Consider the following 24,465-nt stretch of genomic DNA (forward strand, 5'->3'; position numbering starts at 1 on the left):
TCCATTCGACCTCCGGATGCGACGGCGCGGCCGCTGGCTTGGCCTGGTGACCCACGCATTCCCGCGAGCGGTTCGTTTACGGATGCAATGGCGCGTGTGGCTCGCCGGCCAGACCGTCATGGTGCCAGGCGCGCGCAGTGATGCCGAGTACGAACAGCAGCGCGCCCGTGAACAACGCATACACGCCGATCAGCCAGACGAGCGCTAGTGCGCCGGCGCCGGGAAAGAGCAGCACGAGGATGCCGAACAGCACGGATAGCACTCCGGTTAGCACCAGCATCCACGCATTGCGCAGGCGCCTATGCAGCCGCGTTGCTGCGATCAGATCGAATACGCCGGTGATAATTGCGTTTGCGCCCATGACCGCGACCAGCACGAGCGCCGTAATGCCCGGCACCAGCGCGGTAATCACACCGGCGCCGATACTGCAGATGCCGAGCAGCAAGGGCACCCACCAGCCGCTGTGCGTCGCGCGGTAGCGGATGGCCGCCACAATCGCGACAACGCCGCCGGCGATTGCGTAGGCGCTAAAAAGGGTGATGAGCAGCAGCAGAGTGAGACCGGGCCAGAATAGCGCCAGAATACCGAACAGCAGCGCGACCGTGCCACGCAGAATGAGCATCCACCAGGCGCGTCCAAGCAGTTCATCCATGTGGGACTCCGGGCTGTGCCGTGAGGTGATGGACTTCAGTCTACGCTCCACGCATCGGCGATTCTTTCGCGTTTCTGCCATGTCTTTCGCAATTCTGCGTTGATTCTCGACGCGTGCTGAATGGCATCCAGTTGGCGTCACAGTTGCACCAAAATAAACCGATCCATCACCGTTTTTTTATAAACGCTCGCCGTGAGGAGTTCTAACATGAACTTATGCCGCGCACGGTCCGGCATCAGCGTGATCATTGCTGACCCGGTGTCGCACCGTCGGCACGATAACGAAGGGAATCTCATGAAAACGAATCTGCTTGTATGGCTGCTCGCGTCGTCGCTCGCACTCCCGCTAGTGGCGAATGCCCAGGTGGCCGGCACCCAGCCGCTCGGCGTCAGCGTGGAAGAGTCGGCCGCGATCGTGGCAGGCTGGAGCGTGAGAAAGTCGGTCATGGACAAGCCGGTCTTCAACGAGAAGGGTGAGCGCGTCGGCGTCATTCATGACATTATCGTGGCACCCGACCGGTCGGTATCGTTTGCAATCGTCGCCGCAAACCAGTTTCTCGGGGTGTCGCATCACGACGTGGCTATCCCGATCGAGCAGCTCGATTTCAACAACGGCAAACTGCTGCTTGCCGGTGCGACGAAAGATGCGATCAAGGCGCTGCCCGAGTTTCAATACGCAAAGGTACGCGCGACACCCAAGGCAAGGGCCGACTACAAGAGCGAGCATCACTGATATATGTCTCGCAGCGTGCGTGATCGATTCATTTGGCGCGCGGCACGTTCGTTCCAATGGGCGGTCCGCCGATAAATGCGCCACCGCGTGACCATTCGTCGTGCCGTAAGCCGGCGGTAATTCACGTCACAGCTCGGGGTCGTGGATCACCGTCTTCGGCAACACATGCGGCCGCGTCCCATACCTTTCAGACAGCTCTCGGTCAGGCCATAAATCGATGTCATTCTTGAGCCCGCATACGCGGTCGGGATCGCGATGATCGGCAGGCGCGGTTGGAGCGTATTACGAATCTGCCTTAAGCCGCCTTGAATTCGACGTAAACTCAGGTATGCGACGATGCAAGGAGAAAACGTCCGCTCATTATGGAGTAAGCAATGGGATCGACCTCGGATCACACGTTACGCTGCCAACCGATGAACGTCGTTTTCACCAATGGCGGGCTGCATTCGGTGCAGGGAATTCGGCTCGTTATACCGACGGGTGGCACTGTTGTGCGGGCCGCGGGCTGCGACGAGGGCGGAATGAGTCACTCGATCCTGATAAGTGCACCATTTGTCGCGGTTATTCCTGCCGGGGCGCAATTGACCACCATTGCTGACAACGATCCCAAGGGATGGGTTATCGCACTCAAACCGGGCGTTCTTGGGCAAGTCTCGCAAGAAGCGTTTGGCGCGGTTCCGAAATGGTCCAAGTCCTGGGATCCGTTCCTGCGCGAGGCTGCGGATACATTGGGTGCTTTGCATAACGCGGATCTCATCGACGCTGCCTGCGCCGACGCCTTTGCCGATGTCATCTCGGCGCACATCGCTCTGCGCTACGGGCACTGCGCAGGCGCGGTTGAGCCGGACATGCCGCTTACGCGTCAGATGCTGACTCGCATTCAAGCCTTCGTTCACGAGAACATCGCCGAAACCATTCTGGTCGAGCAACTCGCAGTTCTGGTGCACATGAGCGCATCAAACTTTGCACGCGGTTTCAAAACGGCGACAGGTAACCCGCCTCATCTGTATGTGACACTCGAACGAGTGAAATTTGCCAGGACGATGTTGTGCGAGGAGACCATTCCCCTCGTCGACGTTGGCGCGCGCGCAGGGTTTCAGACTCAGCAGCATTTCACCGACGTGTTTCATCGATATACCGGCGTGACGCCGCGCGCGTTCCGGCTGGCCCACCGGAACGTCGGTAGCTGACCGACATGACGATGAAGAACGCTGGACACCGATTTACCCCGCCCCCATCTGCCTCCGATCAACGAATTTCCCTGCCCGGATGCCGCGTGTCCATCAATGACGGAGATACCGGTGCGCCAACGCTTCGTAGAGCGGAGGCGCAAAGAGTTTCGACACCTGACTCGACACCAGTGCCGTCGCCATCAGCGAAATCACCAGCGCGTGCCCGTCGATCATTTCGATGACGATGACGAACGCCGTGATCGGACTCTGGGTGACGGCGGCGAGATAACCGACCATACCGAGCGCGATCAACATCGGCAATTGCATTTGTCCGAACACGATGTGCAAAGCGTTGCCGATCCCCGCGCCGATGGCCAGCGACGGCGCGAAAAGGCCGCCCGGCGTGCCCGGCAGATACGAGCCCACCATCGACGCCATTTTCAGGACCGGATAGGCCGCGCCGAGTTGCAAACGGCCTTCGAGCATTCCGCGAGCTTCCGCATAGCCGCTGCCAAAGAGATGACCGCCGCTGGCCACGCCGATTGTGGCAATGAAGAGGCCGCAAACTGCGCCGAACGCCACGGGATGGACCTTTCGCAGCGTGCATAACCAGGCGGGCATCCATCGTTCGGTGTTGAGCAGTAGCCAGCAGAACACGCCGCCACCAACGCCGGTGATCACACCAACCAGAATGACCGCGACGGCCAGCAGATCGGGCAGTTTGCTCCCGATGGCGATCGTGCCGAAATACACATAGTTGCCCTGAAGCGCCAGCGACACGACGCCCGCGAAAATAATTGCCGTGATAATGACGCCGCTGGTTCGTGCCTCAAAGCTGCGCGTGAGTTCCTCGATGGCGAAGACGACGCCCGCGAGCGGCGCGTTGAACGCGGCGGACAGCCCCGCGGCCGCGCCCGCGAGCGCGAGCTTGCGTTCGAGACCAACGCCGTAAATGCTGCGCAGCCGTGCCGGGTAGAAGCGCCGAAGGCTAAACATCAGCGCGGCGCCGACGTGAATCGTCGGCCCTTCGCGGCCGATTGTGAAGCCACCGAGAATCACAAGGAATGAGAGGGCAATTTTACCGATCAGGATGCGCAGCGTAAGCAGACGCGGGCCGCGTGTGCGCACATCGTGTAGCGTCGCAATGACCTGCGGAATGCCGCTGCCCTCCGAACCGGGGAACCAGCGGCGCGTGGCCCAGACGCTAAAAGCGGCGATCGCCGGCGTGACGAGCAGCGGCAGCCACCAGTTGTGGGCGATCATCCGCAAAAAGATGTCGTAGCCGAAGTCGATGAGCCGCGCGTACAAGACGGCCGCGAGCCCCGTTATGATGGCGCCGAGCCAGAACAAGCCGAAATACAGCCAACGCCGCCGGCTACGCAGGATTGCGCGCCGGTCGATAAACGAGAGAAGTTGCACGGAGCCGCCGGGAAAATGACATTTAAGGCAGATTGTGACATAAATTGCCTCGGCGCCCCGCAGGACTTGACCCGCTGCTGTCGACTAGCTACCCATGTTGCCGAAAATCCAGCCAAACGCTCCGTAGAGCGCCTTGTGCTCAGCCGCCAACTCCAGCAAAAACTTTTCGCCCTTGGGTGTGAGGCGGATCTGCACCTGGCGACGGTCGGCGGGATCCGGTTTGCGCGTTACTAGCCCCGCCGATTCGCAACGCGAGACGAGCGCCGCAGTGCCGTTCGGCGCCGCCTGCAACCGCTCCGCGAGTTCGCCAACGGTCGCCCATTGCCGGTCAGGGAAGCCGTACACGTGCAACAGCAACTGATACTGGAGCGTCGTGATGCCCGCGGCATTGACGATTTCTTCGGAAGCACGCAGGAACTTGCGCAGGTCGTACCGGAACGCAGACATCGCCTCGATATCGCGCTTGCCCGGCGGCGGTTGTCTGGATGATTTGCCTGATTTCATGTCGAGTCTCTGCCGCCGGGCGGTCGAACCCCAGCGGCTGGTTGCGGGGCAAACGGGTCGATGCCGGGGCAGTGATCGCGCACGGCAGACTCCGCCGTCGGGGAGGTTACCATGCGCGTGTTGTCAGCTACAGGTAGCGCCCCTTGGGTGGCGTTCGGGATGCTTCGTTCATCTCGCGAACGATCTTATCAAACGCCTCCTGTCATTCGACCCGGACAAAGCTGCCCCACATGAGGGGCCCCGTTACGTTGCATTGCTTCGCGCGCCGGTCGCGCATGCTACCCGCTTGCACCTAAGGTTTGAGTACCACCTTGATGCAACCGTCCTCCTTGTCGCGGAACGTCCTGTACACGCCCGGCCCCTCTTCCGACGCGCCGAACGGGATCTTGTCGATCAGTCCGCCATACACGCCCGGCACCGAGAGCGTGCCTGCCGGGCGGCACACGTAAATCATTTCACGCAGCACATGCGGGCGATCTGTCTCCAGCATCACCGCTTGCTTGACCCTGTCGTACACGGCGTCGAACGAGCGCGTAGCATGCGATTCCATGCCGACCGCGTCGATGCACTTTTCCGGACCTTTCCCCTGCGTGAGGTCCTTGAGGCGATCAAGGACGCTTTCCTGATCGAAGTTGATCGTGACTGCGCCGCTCGCTCACGCCATGGCGAGCCGCTCAGGCACCGAGAAAAAGGACTTGCTCGTCGGTGAGTCCATCCGGAATCCTGACATGCGTCGTGTCCGCCATCGGAACGCGAACATATTCCGCCTGCCCCCCGGGATAGCCGCCGGTCAGATGCGAGTAGCCGAAAAGTCCGGCGGTGGTGTGACCGAGGACCTTATCGGCTTTTTCCTTATTGCGATTGCTACGCTCACACACGGAGAAGTTGCCGCGTTTGCATTGATCGCACTCGCCGCAAAAGATGGTAAAGGGAACAACGACACGATCTCCAACCTTCAGCTTTGCGTTGTCCTTGCCAACCTCCACGACCTCCCCCATGAATTCATGGCCCATGATGTCGCCGCTTTCCATCGTCGGCATAAACCCATCGAAGAGATGCAGATCGGAACCGCAGATCGCGCAACTCGATACCTTGATAATCGCATCGCGGCCCTCTTCAATGACAGGATCAGGGATCCGTATCGCAACGGATGTCGTGCTTGCCATGCCAGCGAAGTGCTCTCATCGTGAGGCTCCTTTCAGAAAAAGTTACATAGAATGCACTCGCTTCTGATTGATCGTTCGATGCATTCACGACGCCGCAGCCGTCGTTTCATCGGTTCTAGCTCATCTCGGGCGCGATCGCTGCATGGTTGAGAAGCGCAACCAGGGAAGTGCCGCCTATCACGTTGCCGGCAAGAGTCGGCAACAGAAACTTGCCGAAGTAGTCCGCCGGCGACGCGATGCCCGCAAGCCAGGCATAAGCAATTTCGGTTGAACCGGCGATGATGTGCGAGAGATGCGTTACCCCGACAACGTACGTGATCAGCAGCACCGTCAGCAGGCGACCGGATCGCGCACTGGGCAGCAGCCAGACCATCAGCGCAATAAGCCAGCCGGCCAGGAGCGCACGAACCACCGTGGGCATGGGCGTTGATGAAGCCATTGCGTCGACCGATATCCGGCGCAGCGAGTCAATTACGTCAGCGGAGAAGACTCCTGGGATGCGCAACATAGCTGCGAAAATCCATGTGCCGATAAGGTTGCACAGCAGTACAACGGCCCACAGGCGTAACGCTTTCCGAACTGTGCTTGCGTCGCGGCGGGTGAGCACCGGCAGTACGACTGTCAACGTGCTTTCCGTGAATAACTGCTGACGTCCCATGATGACCAGCACAAATCCAACGGTGTATCCAAAACTGGAGACGAGCGAGCGCCAGTGTGCCTCTGGCAGTTGGGCCTCGAGCACCGCCGGTACAAGAAAAGAGAATCCCATCGAAAGCCCTGCCGCGAGCGACGACCAGGCGAGCGCGCCGATCGTCCGAGCAAGCGCGGCCTCCCCTTCTTCCCGAACAATCTCGTGAAGCACCAATGCATGAGGCGACGCGTGATCCGCAGCCTGATCCTGCTGCCCCTCGTCCAGATGCGGCGAATCCGCACCCGCCTCCTGCGCATCGTGCACCGACGAACTCTCGGCCGCGACGTGGCGACCGTCCGCCCCGCGAAGCTCAGTCTGGTCTGGCGGCATGAACGCACTCCTCCATTGGGTTGGTTTTTTGGTGGACGGGTCGATCGGTAACGCATCGCCCGCCTCTTTCGCGTGTCGGTATTCGGAGCCGCAATCTGTGGAGCGCCCGCGCGCTCCGCAGTCTGAGACAGCGGCGGCCGTTCGTTCAGGCCTGTTCGGCTTTCGCCTGGCCAGCCTTTGATCTGCTGCCGCTCTTTCGGGTCGTTTCGTCATCGCCATCCTGCTGCGAGGCCTTCGCGTTACCCGCCCTTTCGGCAAACTCACCCAACTTCAGATCGGTTGCCTTTTCTTCCTCAAGCGTTGCCTGCAGCAGCTTCACCCCTTCGGCGAAACCGAGTTGCTTACCGATAGCGCAAAGGCTGCCGTATGCAGCGATTTCATAGTGCTCGACCTTCTGCGCCGCAGCCACAAGCCCCGCATCCAGGACCGGCCCCTTTTCGATTTCGTCGATCAACTCCTGACCTTCCTCGATCAGTCCTTCCATTGCGACACACTTCATTCGCTTCAAACGGATGTTGCATGTCTCGACAACCTGATCGATCCGTTCCACCTGCCCTTGCGTTTCTTCAAGGTGAATCTTGAAAGCTTCGCTCAACTGCGGATCGGAAGCGGCGCGTGACAGTTTCGCGAGGGCCTTGGTCAACTGCTTCTCCGCGCTATAGATATCGGACAGCATGTGAATAAACAGATCATCGATGGTTTTGCGCTGAGCCATGGTGGCCTCCTGATAGGGTGAGTGGAGTCTGTCCCCGCGCAACGGCTGTGCCCGCACGGCGCAGAGGACGGCACCGGTGTGTGGCTCGTGCGCGGGGTGGCCGTGCCACCCGCGACCTGACCGAACGCCGCTATTCGTGCTGATAGGTCCTTGATCGCGGATGGGCCGCTGCCTCGCGTTGCGAAAATAATCCCGCAGAGGCGCAGGCATCGTTGTGCCGATGCCCGCACCGTTGCCCGGCCTAACCGGTGCTTAGCCGGCCGGAACAGCGCCGGTCTGGCCGGATCCGAGATCAGCGCCAGTCGTCGGGTCGGCAGTGACGTCGGACGCAGTGCGAGAAGCCATGCTTTGCAACACCGCGATGTCTTCTTCCGACACCTGCACGGTCGCGAGGCCGTCGCCCCCATCAACTGCCGGTTGCGGATCTTCAACGAACTCCCATTCAGGACCCTCGTTCCACGGCCCGCGAACGTCCTCGCCAGAGGACATGTTGTAGTAGACGTTCGTGAATTCCGGATTGCCGGGCACCTTGCCCTGTGGGAAATTGGGCTGAATGGAATGCAGCGCCTTTTCAAACGACTTCTGATGCGCGATTTCACGCGTCATCAGGAACCCGAGCGCCTCCTTGATACCCGGGTCGTCGGTGACATTGATCAGCCGTTCGTACACGATCTTTGCGCGCGCCTCCGCAGCGATGTTGGATCGCAGATCAGCGGTCGGCTCTCCGATCGTATCGATATAGGCCGCAGTCCAGGGCACGCCGGCCGAATTTGTCAGCGCAGGGCCGCCGCCATACAGAAGCGCGGTGGTGTGCGAGTCGTTGCCGCCGCCGGTCAATGAGCGGTAAAGTTCCGCCTCCTGCTCCACACCCTCGGCGAGCTGGCCTTTAGCCCCCTTGTTAAGCATGGCGACTATTGAGCCGATCACCTCGAGGTGGCTCAACTCCTCCGTTGCGATGTCGAAGAGCATGTCGCGCCGGCCCGGATCGTCCTCGGCGACAGCCTGCGTGAAGTATCGGCAGGCCGCGGCAAGTTCTCCCTGAGGTCCACCAAACTGTTCGAGCAGCAGGTTCGCGAGACCGGGATTCGGCGTGGCAACCCGAACGGTGTATTGCAGTCGTTTATTGTGCACAAACATATCATTCTCCAGTCATTCAGACAGGTGTCCTCCATGGGATCGGCTGATCCGGGAAAGACAACCTTGGGTTTGCGAGGATGTAAGTGCAGGCAGGACGATCGCGATGCGGATGCGGATGTCACTTGCGCTGTCTCAGAGCAAAGCTCTGGCGTGCGTTAAGGCGAGATGCCTTCTGCCGATGCGCATGCGCCGTGCCAGCGCTTGTCTCGCTGCCCGAACACCCTTTCCGGCGGACTTCTGGTCGGCGGTCTGGAAGCGTCTACAAGGCCGGGAGCGCCGCGATCGGAAAACATCACCGCATCGGGGATGCGTAGCGGTCGATGTACACGCATCTATTCACGGAAACACGCAATGAAAAAAATGCTCGCACGACTGGCAAGCGATGTCCCCGGGGGCGTGAAGAAATCTGCGGCGGCGGCCGCGTTCCAGGTTGGCGGAATTGCACCTCTCCCTCAATGCTTCCCATACACCGAGAGATACTCCGCCAGTCCCGTCCACTGCGGCGAGCTCAGCAATTGCGGGTGATCCCTTGCCACCTGCAGCGCGACATTGTGAAAAGCCTGCGTCGTATCCGACACACCCGCTTGCACCGGGCCGTTGAACGCGGCCGCCGTGGTCTGTATCGGCGCGCCCGCCAGCGCAGGCGGAGGTTGAACCACGGGCTGACTATTCAGCGCGCTCGCCAGTGGATCGAGCTGCGCATTGCGAGTGCTGACAGCCGTGGAATACTGCTTCTGCGAGTCGAACTTCTGCGCAAGCATCTGTAGCACCGCAGTGTGGTCGAGTTTTCCCGAGAACACGCCTCCCGGTGTGACATACGGCGACACCAGAAAAGCCGGCACGCGCAGACCGGTGGTCTTGAAAGAATATCCCGCAATGTCGGCCGCAATGTCCAAGGGCGCCACATGATCGAAGAATCCGCCGTGCTCGTCGTACGTCACGATCAATAGCGTCTCTTTCCATCGGGTCGGATTCGAAATCAAGGTCCGGTAGATATCGGCAATGAACGCCTGGCCTCCCGCCATTCCCGTTGGACAATGATCGTCGTTAGCAGTGTGATGAGGACCGTCGGTATATTCCGGTTCGATGAAGATCACTTTCGGCAGAATGCTGTTGCCCTGCCAGTCACGGGCAAACCTCGAATACCGCCGGAAGTTGCCGCCGGCTTCGTTGAGCGGCAGGGTCAAGGACAGCAGGATTTCCGGTAGCCACTCCTTCATCAGGCTGAAGAACGGAAAGAAGCTCCCCGACTGATAGACACACCAGGGTATGCCGCGCTGACGGAGCCAATCGTAGGCAAGTGGCTGATCGGGCAGAAAGCTCATCCCTTGCACGTTGTCACTGATCAGGCTGGTCCCCGCCATCGCCATCAGGCGATTCGCCTGAGTCCCCGAGGGCAACGGAGCAAACCAGTTGTCGCACACCGTGAAGTGCTTCGCCAGAAAGTCGAAGGTGGGCACGGTGCGAGCGTCGTAATAACCCATCACGTCGGCCAGATTCGACGCTGCCGGCTTGCGGGTCGCGTAGCTCTGCACGAATCCGCCGAGTTCCGGGCATCCGCCCGGCGCACACGGCGTGTTGATCTGCGTGGCGATCGGGGCGCGGTCGTGAGGCGGATCCGAAATGGCAGGGCCGGCCGGATCTAATGCATGAATGGGATATTGCTTGCCGTTATAAACGTTGATGAAGTTCGCCTGCCACGCCGGATCTGCGGAAAGGCCGTTGACCTGGCTGCCGTTCAGGCTCAGATAGCCGAGGGCGTGATCGAAGGAACGGTTTTCCATCATGACGATCACGATGGTGTCAATCTGGTCCAGAGCAGTCATTGGAGCTCCTTGCACACCCGGCATTCACCGCAAACCGATTCAGTATCGGAAAAGGTAGACGAAAACCGTGGCTTTCGCGTCTCAGGTAATTCCCTGAGGTCACGCCGACGCAGGCGGATACCTCGTTCGAAGTAGAGGTGAAGAGCGTCGGCATCCTCACCGGCAAGATGACGACGCCTTCGCAGTCGATCTTCAGAGTGGTCCAGGCATCACGACCTTATGGTGCGGGAATGAACACCGTGCGCGTCGCGCTGCTCGCGTTTTCCCAATGCGAGCTTAACGCCGCGAGCGGGATGGCTTGGGTTGCGACCCGCAATCCGGCGGGCACGGCGGCATTGAACACGGCGTTCATCGTGTCGAGCAGACGCGCGAAAGGGATACTGCCGATACCGCTGCCCATCAGCGTGATGGCCGCTGAACGGAGCACCGCGCCTGGCAACTGGATATCCGCGCCGCTCACGGAACCGATCTGAACGAAGCGCACCGGATAGTCGTCCGGTGAGGCCTTTGCTGCCGCGATAAGCAACGACTGCGCGCTCGCGCCCCAGAGATAATCGAGCACCACGTCCACGCCGTTGCCGAAGGTATTTTCGAATGCGCGCGTGAGACCGCTCTCGTCCTGCGCCAGGGAGATCGTGCTATCGGCACCGGCAAGCGCCAACGATTCGAGCGCTGCGGCATTGCGGCCCGTTGCGATGACGCGCCCTGCTCCGAGATGCTTCGCGATCCGCACAACCAGTCGCCCCGACGTACCCGTTGCTCCGTTGATGAACACCGTCTCGCCGGCGACGAAGCGCGCCCGCTCGATGAGCGCCGCCCACGACGACATGCCAGGAATCGCGATCGCGGCCGCGGTGACATCGTCGAGCGCGTCGGGCAACGCGATGCAATGCGTGGCCGACACGAGACTGTGCTCGGCCATGGCGCCGAATGGCGCGTGCGGCTTGAAGAAGTAGACACGCTGTCCGTCTTCCCGGCGCCCGGTGCCGTCGACGCCCGCAACGAACGGATAGCTCCCCGTCGACGAATAGTGCGAACCCTCTGCCCTCGCCCGCGTCACGTGACTCAGGGCGGACGCCGTCACGTCGACGACACATTGGCCGGGCGCTGCAACGGGCACTTCGAAATCGGCATACACGGGCGCTTGGCCCGCTGCCTTTACGACTGCTGCTTTCATGGTGACTCCTTGTTGTGTGATTGCCGCGAGGCGTCGCTCAGTGCGCGTGCACCCAATCGCGCAACGCGACATCGCGAATGCCGAGCACGTCGAATAAGCCGAGCGCGCGCAGCGCCGGCAGTGCGTCGAGCATGTCGGCCTCGGCTTCGGCGCGTGCCTGTTCACTGGCTTGCGGATCGGTCCAGACCCGCGCGTTGGCGAGGAAAGCGCCTACCGTGCCCTTGCGGATCGTCGCGCCGCGCATTTCGATTCGATCCGCGAAATCGGGGAGAACCTGTTCGGCTCGCATGTCATTGCCCTCCAGTCATTGAAAGAATGGAATCGAGTGTAGGCGTGCACACGCGGCCGGTCTCCGGTATAAAGGCCATTCAATACGGTGTTCCAGCCATGCCGAAGCAATTAATCCGACCGGATCTCGTCACATCGTCCGAAGGGCCGCTCCTCGCCGCGGCGGAATTGACGCAGAGCGAGGCGCGCGCGACGTCGTCGCATAGTCACGCGCGCGGACAACTCATGGGCGCGTTGAGCGGGCTTGTATCGGTCGGGCTCGATAAGCGCCATTGGGTCGTGCCGGCCACTCACGCGATCTGGATTCCGCCGCATTGCGTCCACTCGGTTCGCTCGTATGGTCCGTTCTCAGGGTGGAGTGTTTTCATTACCGAGCACCGCTGCGCGCAGTTGCCGCGTGAGCCGCGCGCGATCAAAACCACGCCTTTGTTGCGCGAAGCGGTGAGGCGCGTCGCGACATGGCCGGGGGTGGAACTCGATCAGGGGCAGACGCGGATTGCAGAGGTGATCATCGACGAGTTGATAGCGTCGAAAGAGGAATCGCTCGATTTGCCGCGCCCGGAAGACCCGAGGCTGGTGCGGATCACGGACGCGCTCGTTAGTGATCTGTCCGATAACCGGCGTCTGGAAGAATGGGCGACGTGGGCCGGTCTCGCGCCGCGCACGCTGAGTCGCCGCTTCGTGAGCGAGACAGGCATGTCGTTCGCGCAATGGCGTCAACAGGCGCGGTTGCTGCGCGCGCTTGAACTCGTCGCGGATGGCGTACCCGTAACGACGATCGCGCTCGAATTGGGTTACGACAACGTCAGCGCGTTTATCGATATGTTTCGCAGAGCGATGGGAACGACGCCGGGCCGATATCTCGCGGCGGACACGCAGGAGTCGCGCGTCGCGCCTGCCTGATCTTCAAACGCGGCTGGAGCGAATTGAATATGCAGCACACTTTGGCAAGCCTCCTCAAGGCGTGCAGTTGGAGCCCAATTTCACCTTGCGCTTATCCATCTGCAAACGGTTGCCGCTCAGTTTGACCTTGCCGGAAAACGAATCGCTTTTCCACTGGATCTTGCAGGTCGACGCATCGATCGCATAGACCACCTGCTCGCTGCCGGAATACGTGGAGACGAGAAGCTGCTTGCCGTTCGAATAAAGCGGCCGCTCGACGATGCTGACGTTCGGGTCCACGGAGCACGGCGCGCCACCCGCACGGCTTAGCGTGAGCGGACCGAGCCACGCCGTCGGACTCTCCGTGCCGTCGCTCTGACCCAGATCGATGGACAGGTCGCCGACGCTGAGCTTGCCGGTGCCGGGATTCACCTCGTTGTAATGACACGATTGCGCGACAGCAACCGGGGCCGCAATCAACAGACCGGCAACGGCGATAACCGCTCGCGTGATAAGACTCTGCTTCATGGCTTGATAGCGTAATACTGGACGTTCGCGAGATCCGCATGCGACCAGGAAAAGTTAATGGCGGTGTTTTTCCGTCCGACGCCGCCATATCGGCCCCAATACGCGAGCGGATAAGGTTTCGATTGACCCGGCATGACAATCACCACATGGCCGTGATGCGTCGCCTTCAATCCGGCAACCACCAGATAGCCGAGTCCCGCATAAGCCACGGCCTTATCGGCATCCGAGCCGAGTTGAGTCCACGGGGCGCGGCCGATCGTGTCGATAATGCTGTTCGCATCACCCGTCAACGTGATATCGAGGTCCGCCGCGACGGCCTTCAGGAAGCCGCTGCAATCGGCTTTCCATCGCGCCCAGTGGTTCTCGCACAGAGTTTTGATATTTTGTCCGCCAGCCATTATCGTGATCCGTTTTCCACGCGACGTTGTCAGTTTTTCTCCGGCCGCAAAAAAGCCGCGACTAAGCGTTCGGATTATAACGAGGCTTACAGAAATGTAAATGAATGAATCGCGCAATGCGGTGCGGATTAAAAACGATGCATTCATTCTGAATACAATCGCGTTCCGCGCAATCGCTGCTCACCAATAAAGCCCTGCTTCATCTAGCCAATAAGCGCTATGAAATTCTATGGCCGCGTGAGTGGACTTCGAGAAGAACGCGATCCGCCATTTGACCTCAGCAATTCTTCCGCACTGGACAGTACCAAAACGCGCGAGCAGATGCCGCCGGCCGTCCCAAACAACCGATATCCCGCTCGCCGTGCGCACCGCCTCTTGTTATAATTCTTTCACCAAATCGAACAAAACATAACGCCCTTCCTCACTGCGCGACAGGAGCTCCATGCTGAAACCCGACCGCCTCCGCGCCCTTGCCGAAGCACTGGGCAGGCAAAACGTGATGCGCCTGCGCGACGCCGCCGGCCTGCTGGGCGTTTCGGAAATGACTGTCCGGCGCGATATCGCCGGCAGTCCCGAGCGATTCACGTATCTCGGCGGCTACATCGTCAGCGCGACCGACGTCCCCAATAACGCCGGCTATTCACTCGAAGAAGAGAAAGACCACTTCGCGCAGGCCAAGGCCGAGGCGTCGGCAATCGCGGCGGGACTCATCGGCAACAACGAGACGCTGTTCATCGACTGCGGCACAACGCTCACCACGCTGGCCAGGCTGATCCCGGTCGAGCGGCATGTCACGGTGGTGTGCTATTCGCTGAACGTCGCGGAGATTCTGCGGCGCAAACCCAATGTGCGGATGATTCTGCTGGGCGGCGTCTATGTCCCTTCGTCCGATTCGTTCGCCGGCGAAGAAAGTCTGGAGATGTTGCGCCGCATGGGCATCAACAAGGCGTTCATTTCAGCCGGCGGCGTAGACGCGGCGCGCGGCGTGACATGCTGGAATTTTCATGAGGTCGCGCTGAAACAGGCCGCCATGGCGAGCGCGGTCGAGCGGCATCTGGTGGTGGACCAGAGCAAGTTCGGCGTGGTGAAAGCCGTGCGTTTCTCGCAAGTGGACGACTTCGACTCCATCATCACCGAGAAAGGCCAGGAGCATCGCAAGCGCCGCTAGGCGCACCTGCTCGCCTCTGCATTTGCGGCCCCCGCTCGCAACGCGGAGGCCGCGGCTCAGTCTTCAGTTCTTGCGCTGCAAGGCGAACAGCGTCCCGGCGACCAGAATGAAAGCGCCGATAATCACCTTCTGCCAGGTGCTCGGCACGCCCACCAGAATCAGCACGCTATTGATCAGCGTAACCAGCACCACGCCGAGCAACGTGCCGGCCACCGTCCCCGTGCCGCCCGTAATGCGCGCGCCGCCCAGAATCACAGCGGCGATCACGTCGAGTTCGGTGCCCACCAGATCGAACGGATTGGCGAGCCGGTTGTTCGACACGTGCAAAATGCCCGCGATACCGGCCAGCATGCCGGTGTAGCCGAACACGAACAGATGGATCGCGCGCAGGCTGTAGCCGAGCCGCTCAGCAATCGCGAGACTGCCGCCCATCGCATAGACGCCGCGTCCCATCATCGTGCGATTCAGCAGCCACCACGTGACCACCGCGGCCGCCACCAACGCGACAACCGATACCGGCAGCACGGCCCGCAGGCCGTCAGCGGTGTGATAGAAAAACAGCGGGATACGGCCGAAATGATCCATGCTGTGCGGAATGTTCATGAAGAACGTCGTGCCGATGAACGTCAGCAGCAGCCCGCGATACAGATACTGTGTGCCGATCGTGACGATCAGCGAAGGCGCCTTCAGCCGATGCACCAGCAACCCGTTCACAATGCCGAGCACGACGCCGCCGAGCGCGCCCGCGATCAGGATCAGCGCGAACGGCGCATCCGGCCACCAGGCGAAGACGGCCTTGGTGATGCCGTACATGGTCAGCGCGGCAATCGCAGTGAACGACACGTCGATCCCGCCGGAGGCCAGCACCACGAGCGTGCCCAGAGCGAACAGCGACATCGTGGTCGCGGAATGCAACAGGTCGAACAGCGTCGCCAACTGGAAGAAGCGCGGATTGATCGCGCCGACAATCAGGCACGTCACCACGATCAATGCCAGGGTGAACCATTCGGGATTACGCGCGAGCTTGGCCCGCAAGCTCGGCGGCTTGACCTCGGGGGCGACTTCGACGACGGTCGGGGTGGTCATGGTCTGGTTCAGGCGCGAATCGATGCGCGAGTTCATAAATGGGAACGTCCTTTATGCGGCTTCCGAAAGCAGCGCGTGATACAGATCGGCTTCGCTCAACGTGTCGGCCTGATATTCGCTGGCCACGCGGCCTTTTTTCATCATCAGGATGCGGTCGCAGTTCTGCAGCAGTTCTGGCAAATCGTCGCTGATCAGAATGATGCCGATGCCGCGTTGCGACAGGCGCTGCATGATGCGGTAAATGATGTCCTTCGAGCCGACGTCGACGCCGACCGTCGGCCCATGCAGAATCAACACGCGTGGGTCGATGGCGAGCCAGCGGCCGATCAGCACGCGCTGCTGGTTGCCGCCCGACAGCGATTGCACCGGCTTGTCGACACCCGGCGTGGCGATCTGCAAATCCTTCACCGTCTGCTCCGCGAGCGCCTGCGCGCGGACGCGGTCGATCTGGCCGAAGCGGTCGCGCAGGCTGGAGATCATTGCGGTGATCACGTTGTCGCGAATCGGCTTGTCGAGAAAGAGCCCTTCGTTCAGGCGATCTTCCGGCACATAGCCGATGCGATGATTCTTCGCGTCCGAGGGCGTGCGCAGTGAAACCGTCTTGCCGTCGAGCGTCACTTGCCCGGATTGCGCCGGCGCGACACCCGCGAGCGCACGTGCGAGTTCGTTGCGGCCCGAGTCGAGCAAACCGGTAATGCCGAGAATCTCGCCACCGTGCAGCGCAAACGACACGTCGCTGAACTGGCCGGCGCGCGTATAGCCTCGCACCTCAAGCACGACGTTGGGCTCGTGTGCACCTTCGCGATAGCGCTCATTCGACAGATGCCGCCCTGTCATCAATTCGCTGATCTGCGCCTTGGTGAATTGCGCGATCGGTCCTTGCGCCATTTTCTGCCCATCGCGCAGCACGATCACTTCGCCGCCGATCGCATAGCATTCGTCGAGCTTGTGGCTCACGAACAGCACGGTGACGCCCTGCGCGCGCAGATTGGCGAGCACGGCAATCAGATTGTCGACTTCCTTTTGCGTGAGCGACGTGGTGGGTTCGTCCATGATGACGAACTTCGCCTCGCTGGCGATCGCGCGGGCAATCGCCACCAGTTGCCGCGTGGCGAGCGGCAATTGCTCGATCAGCGTGGCCTGAAACTCCGCGTTGCCGGGCAGGCCGACTGCTTCGAGTGCACGCGCGGCCGTGCGGGCCAGCTCGCGCCGGTCGAAGGTGCGGACCAGCTTGCCTTGATGGGTGGCGAGCTCCGACGTGAGCGCGACGTTTTCGGCCACGTTCATGTTGGGCAGCAGCGAGAGGTCCTGATACACGGTCTCGATGCCGGCGGCGAGCGATTCGAGCGCGGAGAGCCGCGCATGCCGCACGCCTTCGATCACGAGTTCGCCTTCGTCGGGCGGCTGCGCGCCGGAAATGATCTTGATGAGCGTGCTCTTGCCGCAACCGTTTTCGCCGAGCAGGTGATAAATCTGCCCGCGTTCAAACGACAGGCTGACGCCGCGCAACGCATGCACGCCGGTGAAGCGCTTGTGCACGCCGACAACCTGCAAAAACGGCTGCGACGCGTCGGACTGCGGTGACTTAGGTGAGGTTGCGTCTTGATTCATTGTAGCGGGTCACAGGTTGAGGCGTCCCCTTGCGAGGACGCCATGACACATGAAACAAAAACCGGAAGCCGCAAAGTTCAGAACGGATACTGCTTGTAGTTCGACTTGTCGACGTTCACCCAGCCCTGCCCGCGCACGATGATGCCCTTGCCCGGACCTTTAGCGACCGTCACCTTCGTGTAGCCCGGAATGCCGAGGTCGGCTCCGTTTTCAACCGTCTTGCCGTCCACCAGCATTTTCGCGACCTTGTTCATCGCGATGCCCGCGAGCTTCGGATCCCAGAACGCGATGCCGTTGATCGCGCCGCTTTCGAGGAACTTGCCGGCTTCCGTCGGCAGACCCGTGCCGTAGACGCAGATCTTGCCCTGCATGCCGGCCTCTTCCACCGCGCGGCCAATGCCGATCACGTCGAGCGACGAGGAACCCTGGAAGCCCTTCAGGTCCGGATGCTTGCGCAGCACTTCCTTCGCGACTTCATAGGCGCGCTCGCCGTCGTTGTTGGTTTCGAGCTTCGGCTCGACCAGGTTCATCTTCGGATACTTGGCCTTGGCGTTGCCGATACCGCCGTCCGCCCATTGCACCTGGGAACGGCTGCCGAGCGAGCCGACCAGCACGGCCCACTTGCCGTCGTCGTGCATGCACGAGGCGAGCCGCTCGTTGAGGCCCGCGCCGTAAGCGGTGTTGTCGAACGCCTCGATATCGACCATCGTGTTCTTGGCGTTGTCCGCTTCATGCGTGACCACCTTGATGCCGCGATCCATCGCCTTCTTCAGCGCGGGTTCGAGCGTCGGCGGATCGTAGGGCACCACGGCAATGGCCGTCACCTTCTTGGCGATCAGATCTTCGATGATCTTCAGTTGCTGCGCCGCGTCCGCACGGCCGGGGCCGGTCTGATACGCGTTGATGTTGGGGTTGTCCTTGGCGAACTGCTTGACGCCGTCGTCCATGCGGTTGAACCAGTTGATGCCGGTCACCTTGACGACCGTGACGATCGTTTCGTTCGTGGCAGCCTGCGCCGCAGCGATCACGCCTACCGTCAGCGCCCCTGCCGCAAGCGCCGCACCCAGTCGAGTCAATTTCATGCGATGTCTCCTTTATCGTTCGATGTCGCCCACTTCACCGTCACGGACAGCCTGGGCTCGTTGTCCGCCGCGTACTGAAACTTCATGCAACGCCGCTAACTTTTTGGCGTTGAACTCGCTGAACTCACCGCATTCGAAGCGCCCGTCCCGCCGCCGAAGCCGAAGATCGCGCGCACCCGTTCGCCACCCGCAAACGCCAGCGACAGCAGCAATAGAAAACCCCACGCGCAGTCGCCGAAAAACTGCGACACGCCCATCAGATTGAACAGGCTGGAGAGAAACTGCAGCACCGTCGCGGCGAAGAACACGCAGATGATGCGGCCATGACCGCCGGCAGGATTCACCCCGCCCATCACCGCGATCAGGATCGCGATCAGCAGATAGGAGTTGCCGTAGTCCCATTTCGCGCTGGACGTATGCGTCGCGCTGATCAGGCCAGCCAGCGACGCGAGCACGCCGCACATCGCATACGTCGTGATCAGCATGCGAGCGCGCGGAATGCCGGCATAGAAGGCCGCTTTCGGATTGGTGCCCATCAGATAGAGACGCAAGCCGAATGGACTGCGCTTGAGCAGCCACCCCAGCACGATCACCGCCGCGATAAAGATGCAGAATGCGATCGGCACCTGAAACACCGTACCGTTGCCGATATTCGACAACGGGTCCACGTAATCGACATGCACCGAGGCGCCATTGCTGAGCACCACCGCAAAACCGGTGAACAGCAGCTGTGTGCCGAGCGTGCAGAGAATCGGCGTGAGTCTGAGGCGCGCGATCACCACGCCGTTCAACAGTCCACCCAGCAATCCCATCGCCACCACGATCACGCAGAACAGCGACGTGTACAGCGCGGGTGAATCGTCGCCATTGACGAAGCGCGGCACGACCAGCGCGGCCACCATGCCGGACAGGTTGGCGAGCCCGACACCGGACAGATCGATGCCACCGTTGCCCGACACCATTGAGAGCATGATGCCGAGTGCGAGCAGGCCGAGCTCGGGCAACTGGCCGCCCATCGACTGCAGATTGTCGATGTCGACGAATTGGCCGCGCGAGAGCCACGTCGCGACCAGCACGACGAGCACGTTGACGATCAGCAGGAAATTCAGTTGCCGGTCGCCGAACAGTTTTCCAGCGGTGAACGCAGACTTCATGGTAACGACACGCTCCTTCGGGCTTCGCAAACGGTCAGTTCAGGATGGCTGGGATACGCCGGCCGGCTGGTTCAGCACTTGATTCACTTCGGCGAGCGTCGGCATGGAAGGCGCCGTGCCTGGACGCGTCACGGAAATACCGGCGAGTGCGCAACCAAAACGCAATGCGGTGATCGCGTCGTCACCACGTGCGAGCGCTGCCGCGAAGCCGCCCGTGAAGCCGTCGCCGGCGCCGGCGGTCTCCACCACGCGGCCGCAGCGATACGCGGGCACGAGGTGCGATTGAGTCGCCGAGTGCAACAGCGCTCCGCCCTCGCCCAGCGTGATGATTGCCGTGCCGACGCCTTTGGCGAGCAAAACGTCGGCGGCGCGGCGGGCGTCGTCGGCGTTGGCGATCGGCACACCGGTCAATGCGGTCGCTTCGGTTTCATTCGGGGTGATGTAGTCGCACAGCGGGAAGATGGCGTCGTCGAGCGGCATGGCGGGCGCCGGATTGAACACGGTGATCACGCCGTGCTTGCGCGCTACTTCGAGCCCGCGCCGCGCGGCTTCGAGCGGCTGTTCGAGTTGCGTGACGAACACGCGGGCCGACGCGATGTCGGCTTCGATTGCATCGACGTCGGCGGCTTCCATCGTGCCAGCCGCGCCGGATGCGACGATGATCGCGTTCATGCCGGTGTTGTCGTCGACGAAAATATGCGCCGCGCCCGTCGACACGCCGTCGATCACCGACGCGCGCGCCGTGATGCCCTCAGCGGCCCAGGTGGCGCGTGCGATGGAGCCGAACGCGTCGTTGCCGATGCGGGTGCAGAACACCACGTCCGCGCCGACCCGCGCAGCCGCGACCGCCTGATTCGAGCCCTTGCCGCCCGGCCCCATGGCGAACGCCGTGCCCGCGATCGTTTCGCCGATCTGCGGCATACGTCCGGCGCGAAACGTCAGATCGGTCACATAGATGCCGAGAATGACGACGCGCCCCTTTCCGGTTGCTTGCGAAGGCGTGTTCATGCGGGCGCCCCTTGCGGCAATCCAGCCTGATTCAAGAAGCTTCGGGTCGATGCTTCACATGCGCACAACACCAATGTATGCAGCAACAAATCCAGATTCTTCAGCACGTTGTCTCCTCCATTTTCTGGTTGGCGTGCGTGTCTTTACTTCAAGACGTTCGGTACGGTTGGCGGATCAGCCGGTCAATCTCCGTACGGTATCCAGATGTTCTTCACCTGCACCGCCTGACGCAGGAACGGCCGGCCTTCGCTCGCACGGTCGAACCAGTCGAACTGGCGACCGTAATCGACAAACGTTCGCTTCAGGTTGCCGACCGATTCGCGCTCGACCAGCGTCGAATCCGCCGCGCTGCCGAAGCACCAGACCGCATCGACGTCGTCGTGTTTGACGAGCGCGGGCAGCAACGCGCCGCGTTCGCCCGTCACGATGTTCAGCACGCCGCCGGGCACGTCGGACGTCTCGGCCACCTGATAGAAGTCGGTAACCGTGAGCGGCGACGCCTCGCTCGGCAGCACCACCACGCGATTGCCCATCGCCAGCGCGGGCGCCGCCAGCGAAACGAAGCCGAGCAGCGGCGCTTCATCCGGGCAGGCGATGCCGATCACCCCGAGCGGCTCATGCATGGCCAGCGCGACGCCGCGCAACGGCGGCGTATGCACGGCGCCATCGAACTTGTCGGCCCACGCCGCGTACGTGAAAAGGCGCTGCACGGAGGCATCCACTTCGGCACGCGCCGCGGCCTCCGTCGCACCGTTTCGCACGACGAGCTGGCGCACGAATTCGTCAGCGCGCACGGCGAGATTTTCCGCCAGATAGAACAGCACTTGCGCGCGGTTATGCGTGCTCGCCTGCGACCATTTCTGCGCCGCGCGCGCCGCTTCGACCGCGTTGCGGATGTCCTTGCGATTGCCCGCGGCCACTTCGCCGACGGGCGTGCCGTCCGGCGCATGCACCGGCAGAGAATAGCCGCTGTCAGGACGCGCCTGCTTGCCGCCGATAAACAGTTTCGCGGTCCGGTCAATCGAGGTGACGTTCGACAACGGGTCGAGCGTCTCCGCGTTGCGCGCAGGGGCCGGCGCCAAACGGCGCTCCGCAAGCTTGAGCCACGCCCGCGGTTTCAGATATTCGTAGATGCCCTCACGCCCGCCTTCGCGGCCGTAGCCCGATTCGCGATAGCCGCCAAAGCCGACCGCCGCGTCGAACAGATTTGTCGCGTTGATCCAGACGACGCCGCTGGCGAGGCGCGGTGCAACGTCGAGCGCACGGCCGATGGTTTCGCTCCACACGCTCGCGGCGAGTCCATAACGCGAGTTGTTGGCGAGCGCGATCGCTTCGTCGGGCGTGCGGAAGCTCATCGTCACCAGCACCGGGCCGAAGATTTCTTCCTGTGCGAGCGTGGAAGCTGGGGCTACACCAGTGACGAGCGTCGGCGGAAAAAAGCAGCCGCCGGAAGGCATGGTCGTATCAGGCGACTGCCAGACCGAGCAACCTTCACGCCGGCCAGTTTCCACCAGCGACTGGATACGTTCGAGTTGCACCGGATCGACAATCGCGCCGAGATCGATGCTTTTGTCGAGCGACGTGCCCACGCGCAGCGTCTCCATGCGCCGTTTCAGCTTGGCGATGAAACGCGCTTCGACGCCTTCCTGCACCAGCAGCCGCGAGCCCGCGCAGCAGACCTGCCCCTGGTTGAACCAGATTGCGTCGACGACGCCTTCGACGGCGCCGTCCAGATCAGCGTCGTCGAACACGATGAAAGGCGATTTGCCGCCGAGTTCGAGTGTGAGCGACTTGCCGGAACCCGCCGTGGCCGATCGGATCAGCCGGCCCACTTCCGTCGAACCGGTAAAGGCGATCTTGTCGACTTGCGGATGCTCGACCAATGCCGCGCCAGTGCGTCCGTCGCCCGTGACGACGTTCAGCACGCCGGCCGGCAAGCCGGCGCGATGCGCGAGTTCCGCGAACAGCAACGCGGTGAGCGGCGTGTATTCAGCCGGCTTCAACACCACGCAATTGCCCATGGCAATGGCCGGCGCGATCTTCCACGCGAGCATCAACAGCGGGAAATTCCACGGCACGATCTGACCGACCACGCCGAGCGGCGCGTAATCCGCGAACTCGCTCTCCTGCAACTGCGCCCACCCCGCGTGATGCAGAAAGTGACGCGCGACGAGCGGCACGTCGATATCGCGCGTTTCGCGGATCGGCTTGCCGTTGTCGAGCGCTTCGAGCACCGCGAACAGCCGGCTATGACGCTGCACCATGCGGGCCAGCGTGTACAGATGCCGCGCCCGTCCGGCGCCGCCCAACGCGAGCCAGCCCGGCTGCGCGGCGCGCGCGGCAGCTATGGCGGCGTCGATGTCGGCCGCGTCGCCTTGAGCGACCTGGGCGAGTTGCTCGCCGGTCGCGGGCGCGTTCGACGCGAAGCGCTCACCCGCAGCCGGCGCATGCCACGCGCCGCCGATGAAATGCCCGAAGCCATCTTCATGCTGCGCCAGCCAGGCGCGCGCGGGTTGATCGTCCTCGGGTGCGGGACCGTACTCCATCGATGAAAAATACTCGGCTACGCTCATGGGATCGGTCTTCTGTTCAGGCTACGGGGTGACGGTTGAAAGCGGAGTAACGGCCGCTCACGTAATGTTCGAGCTGGCGTTCGATATCGGCCAGCAGGCTCGACGCGCCGATCCGGAACAGATCCGGTTCGAGCCACGCACGGCCGAGTTCTTCTTTCATCAGGATCTGATACGACAGCACCGACTTCGCAGTCGATACGCCGCCCGCCGGTTTGAAGCCGATCAGCACGCCAGTGCGTTCCTGGTATTCGCGGATCATGCGCACCATCACGAGCGAGACATCCAGCGTCGCGTTGACGCCTTCCTTGCCGGTGGATGTCTTGATGAAGTCGGCGCCGGCCATCATGCAGACCATCGACGCGCGCGCCACGTTCGAAAGCGTGCGGATGTCGCCGGTGGCAAGAATGGTTTTCAGATGCGCCGGGCCGCAGGCCGCGCGGAAGTCGCGCACTTCGTCGTAGAGCGCCTGCCAGTTGCCGGTGAGCACATATTCACGCGTGACGACGATGTCGATTTCCTGCGCCCCGTCCGCGACCGAGGCTTCGATCTCTTTCAGCTTCAGCGGATGCGGAATCAAGCCCGCAGGAAAACCCGTAGAGACCGCGGCAACCGGAATGCCGCTGCCGTGCAGCGCATCGACCGCCGCCGCGACGAAGCGGTGATACACGCACACCGCGCCCGTCGTGATGCCTTGCGGCGCGATGCCGAGCGCTTCGAGCAGATCGGCGCGCACCGGTTGTCGCGCCTTCGCGCAGAGCCGCCGCACGCGGCCTTCGGTGTCGTCGCCGTTGAGCGTGGTGAGGTCGATGCAGGTGACGGCTTTGAGCAGCCAGGCCGCCTGCGCATCTTTCTTGACGCTGCGGCGCGTGCCGAGCGTGGCGGTGCGCCGTTCAACCGCCGACTGGTTGACGCGCAAGCCGTCGAGCCAGGAGGCGTCGAACGGCATGCCGGGATTGCGCTCGGGATGAACGATCGGTGTGCCGCGCAGCGCGACGACCGATGAAGACTGCAATGGGGCTTCTGGCATAAGACATCCGAAAATATGATGCGACGCACAACAGCCGCCGACAATTTGCTCGCACTTATGCTACAACGATTGATAGAATCATAACAAGCTTTGCGAGCAATCGTTACATCATCTCCCGGCTGAACCCGGTGAATGCCCG

Annotated in this window: 22 protein-coding genes and 2 pseudogenes; 4 read left to right on the forward strand and 20 right to left on the reverse strand. The window is 61.9% G+C overall.

Annotation, left to right across the window (positions count from 1 at the left end):
- Positions 1-76: 76 nt before the first annotated feature.
- Positions 77-652, reverse strand: a complete 576-nt coding sequence (locus B0G71_RS24315; protein WP_116144817.1) for an HdeD family acid-resistance protein — start codon at positions 650-652, stop codon at positions 77-79.
- 294 nt (positions 653-946) lie between these two features.
- Here B0G71_RS24315 and B0G71_RS24320 point away from each other — a divergent pair, with 294 nt between their 5' ends.
- Entirely contained in the window at positions 947-1,384 is a 438-nt protein-coding gene (locus B0G71_RS24320) for a PRC-barrel domain-containing protein (protein WP_116148849.1), read from the forward strand.
- A 129-nt stretch (positions 1,385-1,513) separates the two neighbouring features.
- Here B0G71_RS24320 and B0G71_RS42075 read toward each other — a convergent pair.
- Positions 1,514-1,662, reverse strand: a pseudogene (locus tag B0G71_RS42075) (maleylacetate reductase); the annotation flags it as partial.
- Between the two features lie 96 nt (positions 1,663-1,758).
- Between B0G71_RS42075 and B0G71_RS24330 the strand changes: the two are divergent.
- Positions 1,759-2,574 carry a helix-turn-helix domain-containing protein gene (locus tag B0G71_RS24330; RefSeq protein WP_258875657.1) on the forward strand — a complete coding sequence of 272 codons (816 nt, stop codon included), beginning with the start codon at positions 1,759-1,761 and terminating at the stop codon, positions 2,572-2,574.
- Between the two features lie 93 nt (positions 2,575-2,667).
- On the opposite strand, the gene B0G71_RS24335 is transcribed toward B0G71_RS24330, so the two are convergent.
- From B0G71_RS24335 to B0G71_RS24375, 9 genes and pseudogenes are all read right to left on the reverse strand, one after another.
- Positions 2,668-3,975 carry a chloride channel protein gene (locus tag B0G71_RS24335; RefSeq protein ID WP_116144821.1) on the reverse strand — a complete coding sequence of 436 codons (1,308 nt, stop codon included), beginning with the start codon at positions 3,973-3,975 and terminating at the stop codon, positions 2,668-2,670.
- Positions 3,976-4,059: 84 nt separating this feature from the next.
- On the reverse strand, positions 4,060-4,479 hold the full coding sequence (locus tag B0G71_RS24340) for a MarR family winged helix-turn-helix transcriptional regulator (protein WP_116144823.1): 420 nt from the start codon (positions 4,477-4,479) through the stop codon (positions 4,060-4,062).
- Between the two features lie 292 nt (positions 4,480-4,771).
- A pseudogene (locus B0G71_RS24345) lies at positions 4,772-5,664 on the reverse strand (alcohol dehydrogenase catalytic domain-containing protein).
- A 96-nt stretch (positions 5,665-5,760) separates the two neighbouring features.
- Positions 5,761-6,666 (reverse strand): formate/nitrite transporter family protein, encoded by a 906-nt coding sequence (locus tag B0G71_RS24350; RefSeq protein WP_116144825.1) that lies wholly within the window; start codon positions 6,664-6,666, stop codon positions 5,761-5,763.
- Between the two features lie 145 nt (positions 6,667-6,811).
- Positions 6,812-7,381, reverse strand: a complete 570-nt coding sequence (locus B0G71_RS24355; RefSeq protein WP_116144827.1) for a ferritin-like domain-containing protein — start codon at positions 7,379-7,381, stop codon at positions 6,812-6,814.
- A gap of 252 nt (positions 7,382-7,633) precedes the next feature.
- The gene (locus tag B0G71_RS24360; RefSeq protein ID WP_116144829.1) at positions 7,634-8,518 is read right to left on the reverse strand and encodes a manganese catalase family protein; all 885 of its coding nucleotides are present in this window, start codon (positions 8,516-8,518) and stop codon (positions 7,634-7,636) included.
- A 452-nt stretch (positions 8,519-8,970) separates the two neighbouring features.
- Positions 8,971-10,344 carry an alkaline phosphatase family protein gene (locus tag B0G71_RS24365; protein ID WP_116144831.1) on the reverse strand — a complete coding sequence of 458 codons (1,374 nt, stop codon included), beginning with the start codon at positions 10,342-10,344 and terminating at the stop codon, positions 8,971-8,973.
- A gap of 217 nt (positions 10,345-10,561) precedes the next feature.
- The gene (locus B0G71_RS24370; RefSeq protein WP_116144833.1) at positions 10,562-11,521 is read right to left on the reverse strand and encodes a zinc-binding alcohol dehydrogenase family protein; all 960 of its coding nucleotides are present in this window, start codon (positions 11,519-11,521) and stop codon (positions 10,562-10,564) included.
- A 37-nt stretch (positions 11,522-11,558) separates the two neighbouring features.
- Positions 11,559-11,810: a hypothetical protein gene (locus tag B0G71_RS24375; RefSeq protein WP_116144835.1), complete on the reverse strand. Its 252-nt coding sequence runs from the start codon at positions 11,808-11,810 to the stop codon at positions 11,559-11,561.
- A 98-nt stretch (positions 11,811-11,908) separates the two neighbouring features.
- On the opposite strand from B0G71_RS24375, the gene B0G71_RS24380 reads away from it, so the two are divergent.
- A complete protein-coding gene (locus B0G71_RS24380; protein WP_116144837.1) occupies positions 11,909-12,712 on the forward strand; it encodes a helix-turn-helix domain-containing protein in 804 nt (267 codons plus the stop codon).
- Positions 12,713-12,766: 54 nt separating this feature from the next.
- On the opposite strand, the gene B0G71_RS24385 is transcribed toward B0G71_RS24380, so the two are convergent.
- Together B0G71_RS24385 and B0G71_RS41750 are read right to left on the reverse strand one after the other, a co-directional pair.
- On the reverse strand, positions 12,767-13,219 hold the full coding sequence (locus B0G71_RS24385) for a hypothetical protein (protein ID WP_116144839.1): 453 nt from the start codon (positions 13,217-13,219) through the stop codon (positions 12,767-12,769).
- Complete coding sequence (locus B0G71_RS41750; protein ID WP_220377331.1) at positions 13,216-13,764, reverse strand: hypothetical protein; 549 nt, start codon at positions 13,762-13,764, stop codon at positions 13,216-13,218. Before B0G71_RS41750 ends, B0G71_RS24385 begins: the two co-directional genes overlap by 4 nt.
- Before the next feature lie 295 nt (positions 13,765-14,059).
- On the opposite strand from B0G71_RS41750, the gene B0G71_RS24395 reads away from it, so the two are divergent.
- Positions 14,060-14,785 (forward strand): DeoR/GlpR family DNA-binding transcription regulator, encoded by a 726-nt coding sequence (locus tag B0G71_RS24395; RefSeq protein ID WP_106277967.1) that lies wholly within the window; start codon positions 14,060-14,062, stop codon positions 14,783-14,785.
- A gap of 63 nt (positions 14,786-14,848) precedes the next feature.
- Here the strand turns inward: B0G71_RS24395 and B0G71_RS24400 are convergent, their stop codons facing one another.
- The 7 genes from B0G71_RS24400 to deoC all read right to left on the reverse strand — a co-directional run bounded on the left by B0G71_RS24400 (position 14,849) and on the right by deoC (position 24,326).
- Positions 14,849-15,907 carry an ABC transporter permease gene (locus B0G71_RS24400; protein ID WP_116144841.1) on the reverse strand — a complete coding sequence of 353 codons (1,059 nt, stop codon included), beginning with the start codon at positions 15,905-15,907 and terminating at the stop codon, positions 14,849-14,851.
- A gap of 15 nt (positions 15,908-15,922) precedes the next feature.
- Positions 15,923-17,482, reverse strand: coding sequence for a sugar ABC transporter ATP-binding protein (locus B0G71_RS24405; RefSeq protein WP_116144843.1), 1,560 nt, complete (start codon positions 17,480-17,482; stop codon positions 15,923-15,925).
- Positions 17,483-17,559: 77 nt separating this feature from the next.
- Complete coding sequence (locus B0G71_RS24410) at positions 17,560-18,564, reverse strand: autoinducer 2 ABC transporter substrate-binding protein (protein WP_116144845.1); 1,005 nt, start codon at positions 18,562-18,564, stop codon at positions 17,560-17,562.
- A gap of 95 nt (positions 18,565-18,659) precedes the next feature.
- A complete protein-coding gene (locus B0G71_RS24415) occupies positions 18,660-19,718 on the reverse strand; it encodes an ABC transporter permease (protein WP_116144847.1) in 1,059 nt (352 codons plus the stop codon).
- Positions 19,719-19,757: 39 nt separating this feature from the next.
- Positions 19,758-20,726 (reverse strand): ribokinase, encoded by a 969-nt coding sequence (gene rbsK, locus B0G71_RS24420; RefSeq protein ID WP_116144849.1) that lies wholly within the window; start codon positions 20,724-20,726, stop codon positions 19,758-19,760.
- A gap of 182 nt (positions 20,727-20,908) precedes the next feature.
- Positions 20,909-23,299 carry an aldehyde dehydrogenase family protein gene (locus B0G71_RS24425; RefSeq protein ID WP_116144851.1) on the reverse strand — a complete coding sequence of 797 codons (2,391 nt, stop codon included), beginning with the start codon at positions 23,297-23,299 and terminating at the stop codon, positions 20,909-20,911.
- Positions 23,300-23,315: 16 nt separating this feature from the next.
- The gene (gene deoC, locus B0G71_RS24430) at positions 23,316-24,326 is read right to left on the reverse strand and encodes a deoxyribose-phosphate aldolase (protein ID WP_116144853.1); all 1,011 of its coding nucleotides are present in this window, start codon (positions 24,324-24,326) and stop codon (positions 23,316-23,318) included.
- Positions 24,327-24,465: the final 139 nt, after the last annotated feature.

Origin of the sequence: Paraburkholderia sp. BL27I4N3 (assembly GCF_003386115.1) — a bacterium.
Lineage (GTDB): Bacteria > Pseudomonadota > Gammaproteobacteria > Burkholderiales > Burkholderiaceae > Paraburkholderia.